The 16,977-nt window shown below is 29.5% G+C and carries 18 protein-coding genes, 1 pseudogene and 2 other annotated features; of the genes and pseudogenes, 8 read left to right on the top strand and 11 right to left on the bottom strand.

Annotation, left to right across the window (positions count from 1 at the left end; all coding sequences use genetic code 11):
• Positions 1-3: 3 nt before the first annotated feature.
• The 4 genes from HMPREF1983_RS07555 to HMPREF1983_RS04030 form a co-directional block, all read right to left on the bottom strand.
• Complete coding sequence (locus tag HMPREF1983_RS07555; RefSeq protein WP_021753028.1) at positions 4-345, bottom strand: hypothetical protein; 342 nt, start codon at positions 343-345, stop codon at positions 4-6.
• Between the two features lies 1 nt (position 346).
• Positions 347-595, bottom strand: coding sequence for a TetR/AcrR family transcriptional regulator (locus HMPREF1983_RS04040; protein WP_021753027.1), 249 nt, complete (start codon positions 593-595; stop codon positions 347-349).
• Positions 596-740: 145 nt separating this feature from the next.
• A complete protein-coding gene (locus tag HMPREF1983_RS04035; RefSeq protein WP_021753026.1) occupies positions 741-1,157 on the bottom strand; it encodes a hypothetical protein in 417 nt (138 codons plus the stop codon).
• A gap of 20 nt (positions 1,158-1,177) precedes the next feature.
• Positions 1,178-1,951, bottom strand: coding sequence for a type III pantothenate kinase (locus tag HMPREF1983_RS04030; protein ID WP_021753025.1), 774 nt, complete (start codon positions 1,949-1,951; stop codon positions 1,178-1,180).
• A 255-nt stretch (positions 1,952-2,206) separates the two neighbouring features.
• On the opposite strand from HMPREF1983_RS04030, the gene HMPREF1983_RS04025 reads away from it, so the two are divergent.
• Positions 2,207-2,935 carry a metallophosphoesterase family protein gene (locus HMPREF1983_RS04025; protein WP_021753024.1) on the top strand — a complete coding sequence of 243 codons (729 nt, stop codon included), beginning with the start codon at positions 2,207-2,209 and terminating at the stop codon, positions 2,933-2,935.
• Positions 2,919-3,287, top strand: coding sequence for a DUF6176 family protein (locus HMPREF1983_RS04020; protein WP_040460954.1), 369 nt, complete (start codon positions 2,919-2,921; stop codon positions 3,285-3,287). The genes HMPREF1983_RS04025 and HMPREF1983_RS04020 overlap by 17 nt, the downstream gene beginning before the upstream one ends.
• Before the next feature lie 305 nt (positions 3,288-3,592).
• Here HMPREF1983_RS04020 and HMPREF1983_RS04015 read toward each other — a convergent pair whose 3' ends face one another.
• From HMPREF1983_RS04015 to thrC, 4 genes and pseudogenes are all read right to left on the bottom strand, one after another.
• Positions 3,593-4,102, bottom strand: a complete 510-nt coding sequence (locus HMPREF1983_RS04015) for a GNAT family N-acetyltransferase (RefSeq protein WP_021753022.1) — start codon at positions 4,100-4,102, stop codon at positions 3,593-3,595.
• 78 nt (positions 4,103-4,180) lie between these two features.
• Positions 4,181-5,256, bottom strand: a pseudogene (gene asd, locus HMPREF1983_RS04010) (aspartate-semialdehyde dehydrogenase).
• 26 nt (positions 5,257-5,282) lie between these two features.
• Complete coding sequence (thrB, locus tag HMPREF1983_RS04005; protein ID WP_021753019.1) at positions 5,283-6,161, bottom strand: homoserine kinase; 879 nt, start codon at positions 6,159-6,161, stop codon at positions 5,283-5,285.
• Entirely contained in the window at positions 6,161-7,633 is a 1,473-nt protein-coding gene (gene thrC, locus HMPREF1983_RS04000; protein WP_021753018.1) for a threonine synthase, read from the bottom strand. The genes thrB and thrC overlap by 1 nt, the downstream gene beginning before the upstream one ends.
• Positions 7,634-7,762: 129 nt before the next feature.
• Here thrC and HMPREF1983_RS03995 point away from each other — a divergent pair, with 129 nt between their 5' ends.
• The 4 genes from HMPREF1983_RS03995 (at position 7,763) to HMPREF1983_RS03985 (ending at position 10,988) form a co-directional block, all read left to right on the top strand.
• Positions 7,763-8,911, top strand: a complete 1,149-nt coding sequence (locus HMPREF1983_RS03995) for a homoserine dehydrogenase (protein ID WP_021753017.1) — start codon at positions 7,763-7,765, stop codon at positions 8,909-8,911.
• A 53-nt stretch (positions 8,912-8,964) separates the two neighbouring features.
• Positions 8,965-9,900 carry an amino acid kinase family protein gene (locus tag HMPREF1983_RS03990; RefSeq protein ID WP_021753016.1) on the top strand — a complete coding sequence of 312 codons (936 nt, stop codon included), beginning with the start codon at positions 8,965-8,967 and terminating at the stop codon, positions 9,898-9,900.
• On the top strand, positions 9,879-10,274 hold the full coding sequence (locus HMPREF1983_RS07955; protein WP_021753015.1) for an ACT domain-containing protein: 396 nt from the start codon (positions 9,879-9,881) through the stop codon (positions 10,272-10,274). The genes HMPREF1983_RS03990 and HMPREF1983_RS07955 overlap by 22 nt, the downstream gene beginning before the upstream one ends.
• A 90-nt stretch (positions 10,275-10,364) precedes the next feature.
• Positions 10,365-10,988, top strand: a complete 624-nt coding sequence (locus HMPREF1983_RS03985) for an NAD(P)H-dependent oxidoreductase (RefSeq protein ID WP_021753014.1) — start codon at positions 10,365-10,367, stop codon at positions 10,986-10,988.
• A 166-nt stretch (positions 10,989-11,154) separates the two neighbouring features.
• Here HMPREF1983_RS03985 and HMPREF1983_RS03980 read toward each other — a convergent pair whose 3' ends face one another.
• Positions 11,155-12,051, bottom strand: coding sequence for a 1,4-dihydroxy-2-naphthoate polyprenyltransferase (locus tag HMPREF1983_RS03980; protein ID WP_021753013.1), 897 nt, complete (start codon positions 12,049-12,051; stop codon positions 11,155-11,157).
• Between the two features lie 170 nt (positions 12,052-12,221).
• Between HMPREF1983_RS03980 and HMPREF1983_RS03975 the strand changes: the two genes are divergently transcribed.
• Entirely contained in the window at positions 12,222-13,085 is an 864-nt protein-coding gene (locus tag HMPREF1983_RS03975) for an NAD(P)-dependent oxidoreductase (protein WP_021753012.1), read from the top strand.
• A 298-nt stretch (positions 13,086-13,383) separates the two neighbouring features.
• Here HMPREF1983_RS03975 and HMPREF1983_RS03970 read toward each other — a convergent pair whose 3' ends face one another.
• The gene (locus tag HMPREF1983_RS03970; protein WP_021753011.1) at positions 13,384-14,358 is read right to left on the bottom strand and encodes a hypothetical protein; all 975 of its coding nucleotides are present in this window, start codon (positions 14,356-14,358) and stop codon (positions 13,384-13,386) included.
• 15 nt (positions 14,359-14,373) lie between these two features.
• Positions 14,374-15,318 carry an HD domain-containing protein gene (locus tag HMPREF1983_RS03965; RefSeq protein WP_021753010.1) on the bottom strand — a complete coding sequence of 315 codons (945 nt, stop codon included), beginning with the start codon at positions 15,316-15,318 and terminating at the stop codon, positions 14,374-14,376.
• A gap of 264 nt (positions 15,319-15,582) precedes the next feature.
• Positions 15,583-15,803 (top strand) — a binding site (T-box leader).
• Between the two features lie 41 nt (positions 15,804-15,844).
• Positions 15,845-16,055, top strand: a binding site (T-box leader).
• Positions 16,056-16,138: 83 nt separating this feature from the next.
• Between HMPREF1983_RS03965 and HMPREF1983_RS03960 the strand changes: the two genes are divergently transcribed.
• A complete protein-coding gene (locus HMPREF1983_RS03960; RefSeq protein WP_021753009.1) occupies positions 16,139-16,963 on the top strand; it encodes a uroporphyrinogen decarboxylase/cobalamine-independent methonine synthase family protein in 825 nt (274 codons plus the stop codon).
• Positions 16,964-16,977 lie beyond the last annotated feature (14 nt).

Genomic DNA, 16,977 nt, shown 5'->3' with positions numbered 1-16,977 from the left:
CTTTTATTTATTATGTTTTTTTAGATAATCTGAAATAATATCTCTAAACAAATTACTTTTATTTAAAAATGTATCCCTTATATCAATAAACTCACCGGCGATAAACATGGCGTACATAAGCTGCAAAAAGTCATCGTTTACAATACAATTTAAAATTTCTAAATCATTTTTTTTAGCAAACTCTAAAAATTGACTAATCATCTTATCTTCAATCATACTTCTAAGACTTTTAAGTTTTTCATTTTTTCCACTTTCAATTAAAAACATAGAATAAATGGACATATAATCATTTTTGGCAAACATTTTCTCCATAACCAATTCTGTTGCTAATTCCTCTTTTGGCATGTCAGGATTTTTTTTTTATAAAGTCATCAACTCTGTCAAATCTATAATTATTTCCATTTAACATAATATCATATAACATATCGACTGTAGATTTGTAATAGCGATATACACCTCCCTTGCTCATTCCTACTTCTTTGATTACATCTTCCATCGTCGTATTTTGAAAACCTTTAGCTAAAAAACAATGCTTAGCAGCTTCACATATTTCGCTTTTTCTTTTTTCTGAAATAGTTGTTTTTTTGTAATTCAAATCTTTTATCTTCTCCTTACTAAAAATGATATACTAAAAAGCGACGCTATCGTCGCTTTTTAGTATATCATTTTTTATATATTTGTGTCAATCAAATAAATATTAATCCTCTTTTTATAATTGTTTTACAGTTTTCAATTATATATTAAAAACTATATATATTTTCTAAAAGTTCCATTATACGACTAAAAGGAATTTTTTCCCTAATTTTTTTACATGCTGTATTTGCGTTCATACCAAGGTTACTTATTTCGACAATAAGATTTTCCACCATTTCCGACTCTTCTTTCAATGCCTCCACTAACCATATTAGCGTTTCAGGGCGACCAAAATTATTATACATTTTTAACGCACTGCTATTTGGTGCGTGTTCAAAACCATTAATTCCCTCGGTTGGTTGAAATAAGCACCATACGGTAAGATGTTCTCTTTGACATGACCACCACCTGTTATCTTTTTGTCCGTATTTCGTATCATAGTTATCTGCCAAAGGAGTTTCAACGTCTAACATACTTATTTTCCTAGCAAATTCTATTACGTCCATATCTTTTCTATATATCATTATTTTATTCCTTATATACACTATACATCTTTATTCAATTTATACAATTCTATAATACCTTTTAAAGTTAAATCTTCATCAACAATATCAACTAAACTACTATATCTTGCAATAAATTTTGATAATCCGCCGGTTAACACAACACAATACTCTTGGTCTAAATCTTTTTTTAAATGTTTAATAATATTCTCAAATTGTCCTAAAAAGCCGTAAAAAAGTCCTGCCTGCATTTGGGAAGTAGTGTCCATTCCTAAACTTGTATCAACAGCAGCAAATTCGACACGTGGCAATTTAGCAGCTTTAGTATATAATGCTTCAGCGCTAACATTCATTCCGGGACAAATAATACCGCCACGATAATTCATATCGCTGTCAACACAATCAAATGTCGTTGCTGTTCCAAAATCTACAACAATAGCCGGAAGATAATTGCTCACCTTAGCTCCTACTATATCCACCACTCTATCCGAACCAAGTTTACTACTATAAGGAGCAGGTACTTTTATACCGGTATTTATACCGGCAGTTACGATAATCGGATCTTTTTTGAAATATTTTTTACTAAGTAACTTTAATGCAAACATCATTCTAGGAACAACGCTTGAAATTACAACACCGTTAAAATCTTCAAACTTAATATTTTTATCGACAAAAAAATTACGGATAATAACATACAGCTCATCTTCTGTCTTTGTATTATCAGTAGCTATTCTCCATGAATGTAGCAATCTATATTCACTACTGAATACTCCTAAAACAATATTTGTATTCCCAACATCTAATGCAAAAATCATTTTTAATCTCCCACACTGTTTATTTCTTCATTATGAATGATTTTATTATATCATATTAATAATAGTAACTAAAACAATATATTATAAATTTAATATGGATAAACCGCAAGTGATAAATGATATATTTTAATCAACTAACATCCTGCAATAATAGTTACTTGCCGGCTTTTTACTATTACTTTTTATTATCTTTTAGTTTACAGATTTATATTTTTGTTTTAATATAAGGTTTATATACTAAAAGTAGGTGATAAAATGAGAAAAATTATAATTTCGGATATTCATGGTTGTTTTTATACAATGCGGCATTTATTAAAAGAAATAAACTTTAATCCTAATAATGATAAATTAATTTGTTTAGGCGACATGGGTGATCGTGGGAAAAATACAAGATTAGTATGGGAATACTTTTTTACTTTGCAAAAAAAATATAATCATCATGTAGTTTTACTCGGAAACCATGAAGATATGTTTAACCTTGCAATAAAAGAAGCAATGTATAAACCTTATGAACGTAAAAGACAAGAGCATTATTTTCGAAATGGTGGACTTATGACACTTAGATCATTTTATCCGGAGGCTACAAAAGAGGAAAGCAGTTTTTATTTTAAAAAAATAGCTGATAAGCATAAAGAGTTACGATACTGGTTAAAAAATCTGCAAACAAGATATGAAAGTGATAATTTTTACTTTGTTCACGCCGGTGTTGATTTTTCTAAAACATTTTGGAATCAAAACCATCGTGATATGATTTGGATAAGAGAACCTTTTTTAAGTAGTGACAGCAAATATAATAAAAAAATATTCCATGGTCATAGTCCTGTTATGAAAGAACCATATTATGAAATAAAAGAAAATAGAATTAATATTGACGGCGGTTGTGTTTACGGCGGAAAATTAAATATTTTCATTGTTAATGATGATAATATACTTATTAAACAAAATTCCATTGATGAAAGGGATATATATGAAAACAATAAATAAATTAAATGTAGAATTAACACGTTTTAAAGTTAAAGACGGTAAAAGTAAAACAGTAGATGAATGGCTTGATTTTCTTAACGATAATATGCAAAACGTTTTATTAACACTTGAACGTGAACAGATGTATGTTGAAACTATTTTTCGTGAAACTTTAAACGGTACAGAATATCTGTATTGGTATTCTATTCAGGGCGAGGACGGAGAACCTGTTGAAACATCAGAAAATGCTATTGATAAACAGCACCTTAAATATTGGAAAGAATGTATAGATCCAAGTTATCCGGCAGTTGACTTAACCACTGCTGTCGTTATGATACCGAAAAATATAACAAAAGTTATGAAAAAACTTTGATACATACTTAATATAAAATCTTTCTGCAATAAAACAAAAAAAGAGCCGAGAACTTTAATCTCGGTCTTTTATAGAAAAGGAAAGTTTATGAAGTTTATAACTATTTACTAGTTATATCTATATTATAAAGATCGAACCTTAAATATAACTTAAATTTTAATTTAATTTTGAAAAAAATTAAAAATAGCCAAAAAACTTATATATCAGCGTTTTACAAGGAAATGTCAATACTTCGATTTAATCATTTCATTTAAGACGGTTAAAAAATAAGATAAATTAAATAATTATATTTTATGAAATTATTTTTACTCAATAAACTCTTTTTCCTGAATATTTTTTTGATACCACACAACATCGTACCAACGATTAAATTTATAACCAACTTTTTCAAAATGTGCCACTTTTCTAAAATTATGTTTTTCATGAAAAGCGATACTTCCTTCATCAGGATATGAGATACATGAAGTTAAACGACAAATTCCTTTTTCAATTAATTGTTTTTCCAACTCATTATAAAGCAACTCTCCAATCCCTTTTCCTCGTGCCTGTTTATCTAAATATATTGTAATTTCTGCAGTCCAATCATAAGCACGCTTTGGATAAAATTCTCCGGCATAAGTATATCCGAGAATTTTTTTATTTTCTACAGCCACTAAAAAAGGATATTTTTGCAACGTTTTTGAAATTTTTTCTTCAAACTCGTGTATATTCGGCACTTCATAATCAAAAGTAATCGCTGTTTCTTCTACGTATGGTCTGTAAATATCGACTAATTTTTGTGCATCTTCTAAATCTACTGTTCTTACTTCTATCATTTGACCACCTACTTTAAAGTTTTCTTCACTTATAATTATATCATAAATTTATTTTATTTTAGAAGAAACAAAGCATTATTAATCTAAGTAACCTAATTTTTTAATTAATTCTGCAGTTAGTACCGCACCCCCTGCCGCACCTCGTAAAGTATTATGTGATAAACCGACAAATTTATAATCAAATAAATTATCCTCACGAAGGCGTCCTAGAGTTATCTGCATTCCTTTTTCGTTGTTTCGATCTAAGACAGGTTGAGGTCTGTCATCTTCTTCACAGTATTTAATAAATGGCGTTGGCGCTAAAGGAAGTTTATATTTTTCAATTTCCGGTACAAAATTTTTAATTTTTTCAATTAATACATCTTTCCCCGGATTATTTTTAGATTAAATGATACACAAGCCAGATGCCCATCTAACACCGGTACACGAATACACTGTGCTGATAGTTTCATATTATCAGTTGGAACAATTTTTCCGTCTTTAATTTCTCCAAAAATTTTTAGCGGTTCTTTTTCACTTTTTTCTTCCTCTCCACCAATGTAAGGAATGATATTTTCTATCATTTCCGGCCATTCATTAAATGTTTTTCCACTCCCTGATATTGCTTGATAAGTACAAATAGATGCTTCTTTGATTCCATATTCTTTAATAGCTTCAAAAATAGGAACATAACTTTGAATTGAGCAATTCGGTTTGGTTACAATAAATCCTTTTTCAGTTCCAAGTAGTTTCCTTTGGGTTGGAATAATATCAAGATGCGCTGAGTTTATTTCCGGAATAATCATCGGTACATCATCTTTATTTCTATTAGCAGAATTATTGGAAACAACAACAACTTCATGTTTCGCATAGTCTTCTTCCAATTTAACCAATTTTTCTTTGTCTAAGTTAATAGCACAAAATACCAAGTCAATCCCCTTAGTTACTGAGTCAATTTCATATAAATTCTCTACTACTAAATTTTTTGCATATTCCGGTATGGCTATATCCAATTTCCAACGATTTTCCATTAACTCCTTGTATCTTTTCCCCGCTGAACGTGGCGAAGCCGCTAATTTAACAACGTCAAAATATGGATGTTTTTCCAATAACACTAATAAACGTTGTCCTACCATTCCTGTTGCACCTAAAATTGCTACTTTTGATTTTTGCATAATTTTTTCTCCTCTTTTCTATAATTTTATAGTACTACTGTACCTTCCATATCTACTTTTAGTAAAACCGGATGCCAATTATATTTCAATTTGGCTAAATCTTCTTTTATTTTTTCTATATTTTCCACACACTCTACTATATTCATAAGCGTTGAGCCGCTACCTGAGATAAAAAATCCTTTACTATCTACTTTTTCACAAATTTTTTTTACTTCTTGATATTCGTGTATTATTCTTTTACGGTAAGGTTCATGAATTTTATCACCCATTACTTTCTTTAATAAAGTCAAATTATAGGTTTCAAACGCTTTAATCACCGAACCCAATCTTGATAATGAATAAATAGCATCTTTTAAAGAAATTTTTTCCGGCATAACTTTACGTGCTTGTTCCGTTGATGTTTCAAAATCCGGAATAAGTGCTAAAAAGTTAAAGCGTTCATCTACCTTATATTTTACCGTTATAGCTTCTTTGCCATCAGTTGTACATGATGAACTCAAACTTCCAAAAATTGCCGGTGAAACATTATCGGGGTGTCCTTCTATTTCATTAGCAATCGTAAATATTTCTTGTTTATCAAGTTTTGTATTTGTTAGTAAATATGCCCCGTAAACCCCTGCTACAACACATGTGGAACTGCTGCCCAACCCTCGTGAAATCGGGACATCATTTTGAATAGAAATTCTAACTCCGCTTATTGTTTTTTTCAATTTTTTTAATGCTGTTTGTAAAGTAACATATACCAGATTTTCTTCATTGGCAAATCGTTCTTCAAAACCGACGAACTCTACTCCACTTTCGATTATTTCAAAATCAAATGTGGCATATAAAGTTAAAGCTACACCCAAAGTATCAAAACCGCAATCAATATTGGCTGATGTAGCCGGTACTCTTACTTTCACCATTATAACTCACCTAATTTCTCTAAAATATATTTTTTCATATTTTCTTTTTTAATTACATCTTTATGTCTTATTTCTTTTTTATCCAAATCCTTAAGATTTTTCGGAATAGAAACCTGTGTTTTTCTATTTAATTCTTTCATTAATTCAAATTCATCTTTATCGCTTGTTCCGTTTATTGCCGAATAAACACTTTCGGTAAATTTATACGGAGAAGCCGTTGAAAGAACAACATTTATATGTTCTTTATCCGGATTATCCAACAAAACCTTGTAAGCTACCGCTGTATGAGTATCCAATAAATACCCATCTTTTTCATAAATATCTTTGATAATTTTTTTAGTAGCGTCATCATCAGCAAAACCTGATTGAAATTTATCGGTAATTTTTCGCAATATATCATCGGTAACTTTATAGCATCCTGTTTTTTTCAAATCTTCCATGAGTTTATCAACATATTTGTTATTACAACCGCTCATGTAGTAAATTAATCTTTCAAGATTACTGGAAATAAGAATATCCATGCTAGGAGATATAGTTTTTAAAAATTTTCGATTTTTATTATAAATACCTGTTGTTAAAAAATCATGTAAGACATTGTTGCTGTTACTTGCACAAATTAACTTATTAATAGGTAAACCAATTTGCTCTGCATAATACCCGGCAAGGATATTTCCGAAATTTCCGGTAGGAACGATAAAATTTATTTTTTCTCCAATCGTAATTTTTTGCTCTTTAATTAAATCTACATATGCTACAATATAATAAACAATTTGTGGAATTAATCGCCCGATATTAATTGAATTTGCACTTGATAATTTAATATTCTTTTCTAATAATTGTTTTTTAAATTCTTCATCTGTAAACAGTTCTTTAATACCACTTTGTGCGTCATCAAAATTTCCATAAATAGCACAGACTTTTGTATTCTTTCCTTCTTGGGTTTGCATTTGCATTTTTTGAACTGTACTCACTCCATCATTAGGATAAAAAACCATTATTTTTGTTCCTGTTACATCTTTAAAACCTTCCAATGCAGCCTTTCCGGTATCTCCGCTCGTCGCCGTTAATATAAGTATGTCATTTTTAGCTTTTACTTTTGTTAAAGCCGTCTTAGTTAGTTGCGGTAATAATGATAAACCGACATCTTTAAACGCACTCGTCGGGCCATTAAATAATTCCAATATATAACCGTCACTTAACTTAACAAGTGGGGTTATATTCTCATCGGAAAACTTTCCACGATAAGCATTATTTACACAATCTTTAATTTCCTGTTCGCTAAAATCAACGAATAGTTTTAATACTTTTTCTGCAATTTCATAATAATTTTTACCAACCAGATCTCTTAAATCCAATTTATTTTTTCCCAAATCCCTTAATACAAATAAACCACCCTCTTCACTTAATCCTTGAAGAATAGCTTCACTTGGGCTAATTTTTTTATTTATATCTCGTGTACTTTCATAAATCATAAAAAATCTCCTTGCTTTATCGATGTATATATGATACAATGTTCTCTGTAAAATTACAAGTGTTTTTCTCAAAAGAATAAAATTTTTTTATTTATTTTTTAAATATAAATTAATATAAAGGAGATTATTATGAAAATAGCAATTTTAGGATTTGGAACAGTAGGTAGTGGTGTTTATGATATTATTACCAATTCCACTACTTCGGAACTAAAAAATATTGAAGTAAAAAGTGTTTTCGCTCGTAGCCGTGATAAGATGCCCCTTGCAACAAACGATATAAACGAAATTTTAAATGACAAAGAAATTTCTCTTGTTGTAGAGTGTCTGGGCGGTTTAACACCTGCATATGAATTTATTAAAAAATCGCTAGAACATAAAAAACATGTGGTAACCGCAAATAAGGCTGTTGCTGCGAAGTATCTTGATGAATTTGTTGTTCTTGCTAAAAAAAACAATGTTAAATTTTTATTTGAAGCAAGTGTCGGTGGCGGAATACCATGGTTAGCAAGTCTTGAAAAAGCGGGAAGAGTAGATAAAATAAATAGAATCTACGGAATTTTCAACGGAACCAGCAACTACATCTTAGATAATATGTATCGAAATAATCAAGAATTTGATTCTACATTAAAAACTCCTCAAAATCTCGGTTATGCGGAAGCAGATCCAAGTGCAGATATTGATGGGGACGATGTTGTTAACAAAATTATTTTGAGCAATGTGTTAGGATTTAATATTCATATATTCCCGGAATTTCCTACGTACTCAATGCGTTACATCACAAAAAACGATATTGATTATCTGAAAAAATATGACTTCGCTATAAAATATATCGGTGAAACAAATATTAACGATTCAAACTATGAAACTTCCGTTATGCTTACTATTTTTTCTAAAGATAGCCAAGAAGCCGTTGTTCCGTTAAACAATAATATTATTACACTAGACGGAAACTTTATAGGTGAACTTAAATTTTTTGGACAAGGAGCCGGGAAGTTTCCAACCGGCAATGCTATTGTCCAAGATATAATTGATATTAATTCAAACGTACCGAGAAAAGAAATTACTATAAAAAATCATCTTGTTTTTTCTAAAAAACTTACCAGAAAGAATTATTTACTACGCTCTAAAGTTAATTTAAACCATGACTTTATTGAAAGCAGTGAACAATATAAAGAAAATTATTACTTAAAAACTAAGGAAATTACTTTAGAACAATTAGAACAACTGATAAAATCACTAAACCAAGGTGATAACATATTAGTGGCTAAATTTCATTAATAATAAATCAGTGTTAAAAATAACAAATGAAATTATTGAAAAGGAGATTTTAAATGGTCAAAGTAGCTAAATTTGGAGGAAGCTCAGTAGCAAGTGCTGAACAATTTAAAAAAGTTAAAAATATAGTAGAACTGGATCCCGCAAGAAAACTTGTAGTAGTCAGTGCAATAGGTAAAGCTAACAATAAAGATAATAAAATAACCGATTTATTATACTTGTGCTACGCTCATATTAAATATAATATCAGCGCTGACACTATTTTTTCAATGATTGAGAATAAATACTTAACTATTGCAGAGGAATTAGGATTAACATTCGATATTCAAGGCGAACTTACCAAACTTAAAAGCGAACTTACTAAAGACATTGATGAAGAATATCTGGTTAGTCGTGGCGAATACTTAACAGGACTACTTATGGCTGAATATTTAGGATATTACTTTGTTGATGCCAAAGATTTAATTTTTTACAATTACCAAGGTAAAATTGATTATGAAAAAACTCAAGATGCTTTTAATAAATTAATTAAAAAACATGATAAATTATTAATTCCCGGTTTTTACGGTTCCCTTCCAAATGGTGAAATTAAAATAATGTCACGTGGGGGTGGTGATGTAACGGGTGCCATTATTGCAAATATCGCAGATGCCGAGGTTTATGAAAACTGGACGGATGTTTCGGGTATCCTTATGGCTGATCCGCGTATTATAAAAAATCCGCGTGAGATTAAAGTAATCAATTACTCAGAACTACGTGAGCTTTCTTATATGGGGGCAAGCGTTCTTCATGAAGAGGCGATTTTTCCTGTTCGCGATAAAGAAATACCTATTCAAATTAAAAATACTAATAACCCTAAAAACACCGGCACAATTATCAGTGATAATGCAAATATAATTGAAAATAAAAATATAGTTACCGGTATCGCCGGTAAAAAGAATTTTTCCATTATTACTATTAAAAAAATCATATGGCAAACGAAATTGGATTGATAGGAAAAGTTCTTAAGGTATTCGAAGAATATCACGTCAACATCGAGCATATTCCAAGCGGTATTGATTCATTCTCTATTGTTGTCGAAACAAATGCAATCAAGCCATTTATCCATGAACTTGTAGCTAAAATTAAAAATATTATTCAAGCTGATGAAATTAATGTAACAAATGAAATTTCTCTTATAGCTACCGTTGGCGAAAAAATGAAAAATTCTCTCGGTTTATCGGCACGTTTATTCGGGTCTTTAGGTAATGCAGGAGTTAATATCGCATTAATTTCACAAACCAATGATGAAATAAATATTATTATCGGTGTTCATAATAATGATTATGAAAAAACAATAACCGCTCTTTATAATGAATTTAAGTAACAATTAAGTATCTTAAACCTAAATTTTTCAGTTTAAGGTACTTTTTTATGATATAATGTTACTAAAAATCATCTTCAAAGGAGAATTGTTATGAACGTATTGCAAATTCTTTGCCATCCGGATTTTGATAACAAAAATCGTGTTTCCAACATTTTAACCTTAACCGGTGAAACAGAATTAAGGAAGAAAGGTTTTAACAATATCAAAACTTTAAATCTGTACTCACCGGATTGTTATATTCCTGTTATGGATAAACATATGTTTAATTATGAAAATAAAAAATTGACACCAAAAGAACAAAAAGATTGTATAAGACAAAAAGAATTATTAACACAGTGGAAAAACACTGATATAATATTTATCTATATGCCGCTTCATAATTTTAATATTGTTTCTAAATTTAAAGATTATATTGATAATATCGTTATAGTAAATGAAACTTTTGAATGTGAAATAGAAACTTTAATAGGCCTTGATAATCCGGACAAAAAAATTATCTTTATCCTTACAAGCGGCGGAGAATTTGATAGCCATATTCAATATATAAATCTTGATTTTACCGTTGATTACCTTCGAGGAATACTCGGTGTAATGGGGATAAATCATATGCAACTTTTACGTGTTCAAGGGTTGGATTTGGAAAAAAATAATAAAGAAAAAATAATAGAAACTGCAAAAATGGATTTAACAAAAATAATAAAAGAAACCTTATAATTACCTTATTATTATTTTCAAAAGCTCATTTAAACATCAATAGACTACTCAAAATTGAAAAAGACTGATCTAAAATTTAATAAATTGTCAGAGAGCGACTCAAAAAAATTGATTTCTAACGAAATCACGATTTTTAAGTCGCTCTCTATTTTCTATTTACTTCATATTATAAAAATATATATTTTAGTATATAAGCACCTGACATTAATAATCCTATAAAAATTGTTAGCTTGGCAGTAAGGACCATATAAGGTGCCATAGTTTTTTTATCATTATTATCATTAAAGCCTTTTATTATTTTTACAGCTAAAGGCATTGTCAGTAAAACGAGTAAGTTAAAAAATGTACCGTACTTAGTGAACGAGAATAAAATATTTAAACTATAAACAATAATAAACGCAGCGGCTAATGTTTTAATTGCATAGTTTTTTCCCACAATTATTGCATAAGTCTTTCTGCCTGAGTCTTTATCATTATCCAAATCACGAATGTTGTTAGCAAGAAGGATACTACCGATTAATAAAAACAGTGGTACTGATATTATTACTATATCTATATTTACAAACGTTGTTTGAATATAAAACGCTAAACTTACTATCACAGTACCCATAAAAAATCCGGATATAATTTCTCCAAACGGAGAATATGCGATAGGATACTTACCTCCTGTATAAAAATATCCTGCGAACATACAGATTATCCCGACTACAAAAATATTAAAACTTGTTATAAAAGAAAGAATTATCCCGAAAATCAGTGCTATTAAATAAAGAAGTATTGCTCCTACTAAGACTTCTTTAGCACTTAATTTACCTTTTACTATTGAACCGGAAATTCCTTCTGAATCAATTTTATCTAAACCTTTCTTATAATCATAATATTCATTAAATAGATTTGTTGCAGCCTGAATTAATAAACATGCTACTAAAAATATTAAAAATTTTATATATGATATACTCTTAACATAATTTAAAGCATAAACTGATCCAAGTAGTACAGGTGCAAGAGCTGCAGGATAACTGTGTGGTCTTGTACATAAGAAAAATTCTCTTAATTTATCCACAATAACCTCCAAAAATTATTTTATACTTTATAATTATAGCATATTTCTTAAAAAATAATTTAATTAAAGATTAAGAAAATAATTAAATATCGACCGGCATCTAAAAGTAGAACGTTTACATTATTTTATGATATAATAAAAAAAGAAATAAAATAACGGAGGATATAATTATGAAAATTGTATGGATCGGTACCGGTGTAATGGGAGAAAGTATGGCTGGACATTTATTGGATGCCGGACATGAGTTATTTGTTTATAATAGAACTCAGTCTAAAACGGCAGCCCTTGTTAAAAGAGGCGCAAACCTTTTAGAAAAAATTGAAGATGCACCGTTAAAAGCTGATATAGTTTTCTCTATGGTTGGCTATCCTAAAGATGTTGAAGAAGTTTATTTAGGTGAACACGGACTTTTAAAAAATGCTAAAAAAGGGCAAATATTCGTGGATATGTCTACATCATCACCTACTTTAGCAGAAAAAATAAGTGCCGAATTTGCAAAAATTGGGGCTTTTGCTTTAGATTTACCTGTTACCGGTGGCGATATAGGTGCAAAAAACGGTACACTCTCTATTATGGCAGGAGGAGATAAAGATATTTTTGAAAAAAATGTCTTACCGTTGGTACAACATTTAGGTAAAAATATCACCTATTTCGGTAAAGCAGGTAAAGGTCAATATACAAAACTTGCTAATCAGATTGCTATTGCCACCACTATGATTTCAGTAGCAGAAAGTTTTAAATTTGCAAAATCTGTCGGTCTGAACATGGACGATTTCTTTAAAACCGTTTCAACCGGTTCCGGTGGGAGTTTCTCTATGACTTCTTACGGTCCACGTATCTTGAAAGGCGATTTTAAACCCGGATTTTTCGTCCATCACTTTATAAAAGATATGCGATTGGCACTAGAAGAATGTGAAAAAATGAATATTAAACTTCCAGGTCTTGAACTTGTCTATAAACTTTATACAAGTTTAGAAGAAGAAGTTAAAAATACTAACGGAACACAAGCCATCTCTAAATACTATAATCTTTAAAAATAAAGGGAATGACTCAAAAATCATGATTTTTTAAAAATCAATTTTATCAAGTCATTCCCTTACAATTTATTAATCTTGGAAAAAACCTTTTAAAGAAAATTCTCAAATCAATAAACCATTATATCTATCGACTAATTAGCTTTTAAAATTTTTAGTATTTAAACAGTACGATTTATGGTGTTATTTTCTATGGCTGTCTTATCTCCTCAATATAATATTTACTTGGACTGTTTCCCCCTTCATAATGTTTATTATTTAAACGAAGGACATATTCACCGACTACTCTTCCATTTTTTTAAATATCTATTATCGGTACAATTATTCTTTCTCCATCTTCTTTATATTGTGATATATCTTCTAAAGGAGATATTGGTGACGCTCCACCTATTCCGCCCATTGCGGTTAAGTATATATTATCTTTTTTAAAAAATACCGTTTCTCCTAATTTTATATCAGAAAGTATTGTTTTTCCGTTTTCTTCAAAACTATCATCTATTTCTTTATACATTTCTTTTGTGTTAGAATTTTTTATGACATTTATTATATCATCTTTTACTTGTGAGTCATTATAGGTATCCGGATAAACCGTATTGTATATATCCGTTAATTCTTGTAATGAAATAACAGTAAATCCGTTTATATCGCCTGTCCCTCGTATTATTTTGTCAGGATCCGGAAGATAACCGAACAAAGTTACCGGTTGCAATTTATACCCTTTTTTATCATGTATATGAAATATATATGTTCTTACCGTTTCATATGCCGCTTGTCTATTATGTTTTGTATTTTTTAAATTGAAATTATTCCATTTCAATTTATCTTTAATTTTTGCTTTTAAATCTTCAATATTATCATTAGTTTTTTCTAATTTATTATTGCTGACTTTATATATACCTATCCATCTATTTATATCTATCGCTTTATTATCTTTGTAATAACCACCTGTTTTTACAACTATCTTATCTTCACCGGAACTGTTATCTACCGCATAACTTAGACGTGAATTATAGTTGTTAATAGCATCTATAGTATAACTATCTAAATTTATTAATGATTTTAAATTTTCTATATCTGTTGTATTATTTATTTTTTCCAAAATTACCGTTGTTTCTTTTGACAAATCCTGTTTATTAACGTTTACTAAATTGGCACTTTCATTTACAGTATTTTGCTCTTTGTACTCTTCATACTTTACTATTCCAAAAACACAAACTAGCGCCGCTGAAAATATTCCAACAAAACCTAATATATATTTCATCATTTTATTCATAATCTATCAATTCCTTTATTCTTCTTTATCAAATATCGGCACATAAAAGTGACGTCCTTCTAACCCGAATAGTTTATCAGAAAAACTACCCGGCTCTACATTTGCTAAATTTTTATCAAACATTTGCATTCTGGCGTCTATATTATCTATAAAATTAATAATTTCCGCTTCCTTAAGCATCGGTAACTTAGGTGATCCAAATTCATACTTACCATGATGCGCCAAAATAATGTGACGCAGCAAAATAATTTCCTCACCGCTTATACCTAATTTTTCAGCCACTCTGGCTACTTCATCACTCATAATAACTATATGCCCTAAAAGTTCACCCTCCAGTGTATAAGACGTTCCTATTGGGCCGCTTAACTCAACTGTTTTGCCTAAATCATGCAAAATAATCCCACTGTATAATAAATCTTTATTTAATGATGGATAAATAACAAGTAATGCTTTTGCCACCTTTAACATAGTTGTTGTATGATAAATAAGTCCTGAATAAAAATCATGGTGCATAGACTTTGCCGCCGGAAAAGTCAAAAATTGTTTTTTATATTTATTTAATAATTCTATTGTCACCGCTTTTAATTTTGCATTATCTATTTCTTTTAAAAAATTGTTTAATTCGCTTACCATTACCTCTTTAGGTATTGGTGCTGTTTGAATAAAATCTTGAATATTAATATTTTCATCACTGGTTTTTAAGCGATAATTTTTTACTTTTAGTTGTAGTTTCCCACGATAATCTAATACTGTCCCCTCTACAAAAATTATTATTCCTGATTTTAAATTTTCCGTGTCTTCATCTTTAACATCCCAAATTTTTCCATCAATACTTCCTGTTTTATCTTTTAAGGTAATGGTTAAATAAGGTTTCCCGCTTGTTGCTATGCCACGAACTACATTATCCAAAAGAAAAAACATACTAACTTCCATATCGGTTTTAAATTCGTTAATAAACATTTTTTCACCCCTTCTTCGTATTTTCCATATACTATTTTACTAACTCTCAGACGAAAATTCAAATTAAATGGGGTTTTCAAAAAATTTTATAATTACCAAAATATAAAAAAATTTGAAAATTACATTCTATATACTTACTGTTTTAAAATATTACCATTTTCTTTGTTTAAATCTTTATAAATTTTTATTTACGCATATATATATTTCTCAAAAAATTATTGACAAGAAAAAAATAATGTGTTACTATCTTTATCAACAGTTAATAAATAAGCGTTGAAGTGAAGAGCGACGGTATTAAATTTTTCAGAGAGCTTTCATTAGGTGAAAGAAAGTATTTTTGGCCGTCGTAGATGGTCACTGAGCCGGATTAATGAACAACAGTAAATTAATCACGATTGATTATCGTTATAAATCTTTGAGGTAATTTTAATTTTTTATTTTAAGATTATAAATTTGGGTGGTAACACGGTTTTTTCGTCCCTTGTGTTACCGCCTTTTTTTTATTTTATAACTGTCTATTAATATATATTATACAAGGAAAAGATGAGTAAAAGAAGGCGTTTATATTAGAGAATCTCGGTAGCTGAAAAGAGATTAAACAATTTTTTTGAATATGGTCTTGGAGTTTTAATCATCAAGCACTGCAAGATGATTACGCTTAACAACGTTAATGTTTAATGAGATTTACACGATGTGTAAATAAACTAAGGTGGTACCACGTAATTTACGTCCTTTAGCAATAATATTTATTGTTAAAGGACGTTTTTTACTATATAAATATACTGTCATACATATTTTAATTTTTTAGGAGGAAAGTTACATGACAAAAATTTCAAATTTAGGATACCCTCGTTTAGGGGAAAAAAGAGAATGGAAAAAATTAATTGAAGGTTACTGGAACAAAACAATTCGACAAAATGAATTATTTGAAGAAGCCGCCAAACTTCGTAAAGAGTTTTTAAAAAAACAATTTGATGCGGGGGTGGATTTTATTCCGGTCGGAGATTTTTCACTATATGATCAAATTTTAGATTTATCAATTCAATTCAATATTATTCCAAAACGATTTTCTGACAGAAAAATTGATATTGATTTATTTTTTGATATTGCACGTGGTAACAAACAACATGTCGCCTCAGCGTTAAAAAAATGGTTTAATACCAATTATCACTACATTGTACCGGAATGGGACAATGCCCAACCGAAATTAAATAACACCCGCTTGCTGGATTTATATAAAGAAGCTCGTGAAATCATCGATGATAAAGCTAAACCTGTCATTACAGGACCAATTACTTTTATAGCTTTATCATCGGGGGTTAGCGACTTTAAAGATGCCTTGAATAAATTAGTCCCACTTTATACTGAAGTATTTAAAGAATTAGTAACTGCGGGTGCCACTCACATTCAAATAGATGAACCTATTTTTGTTACCGATGAAGGAAAAAATTATATTGAATATGCTTATGAAGTTTATAATCATTTTAATAAAAATATAAATGCAACATTAATTTTTCAGACATACTTTGAAGCATTGGTTGGTTCTGAAAAATTAGTAGATTTACCGGTTGCATTCGGTTTAGATTTTATTCATGGCTTAGAAGAAAACTTATCTTATATCAAATCCGGTTTATTTAAAAGATAAGTTGTAAAATAAAG

Source organism: Gemella bergeri ATCC 700627 (genome assembly GCF_000469465.1).
GTDB classification, from domain to species: Bacteria; Bacillota; Bacilli; order Staphylococcales; family Gemellaceae; genus Gemella; species Gemella bergeri.
Note: the sequence above shows the minus strand (reverse complement) of the source record. Positions and strands in the feature narration are given on the sequence as shown.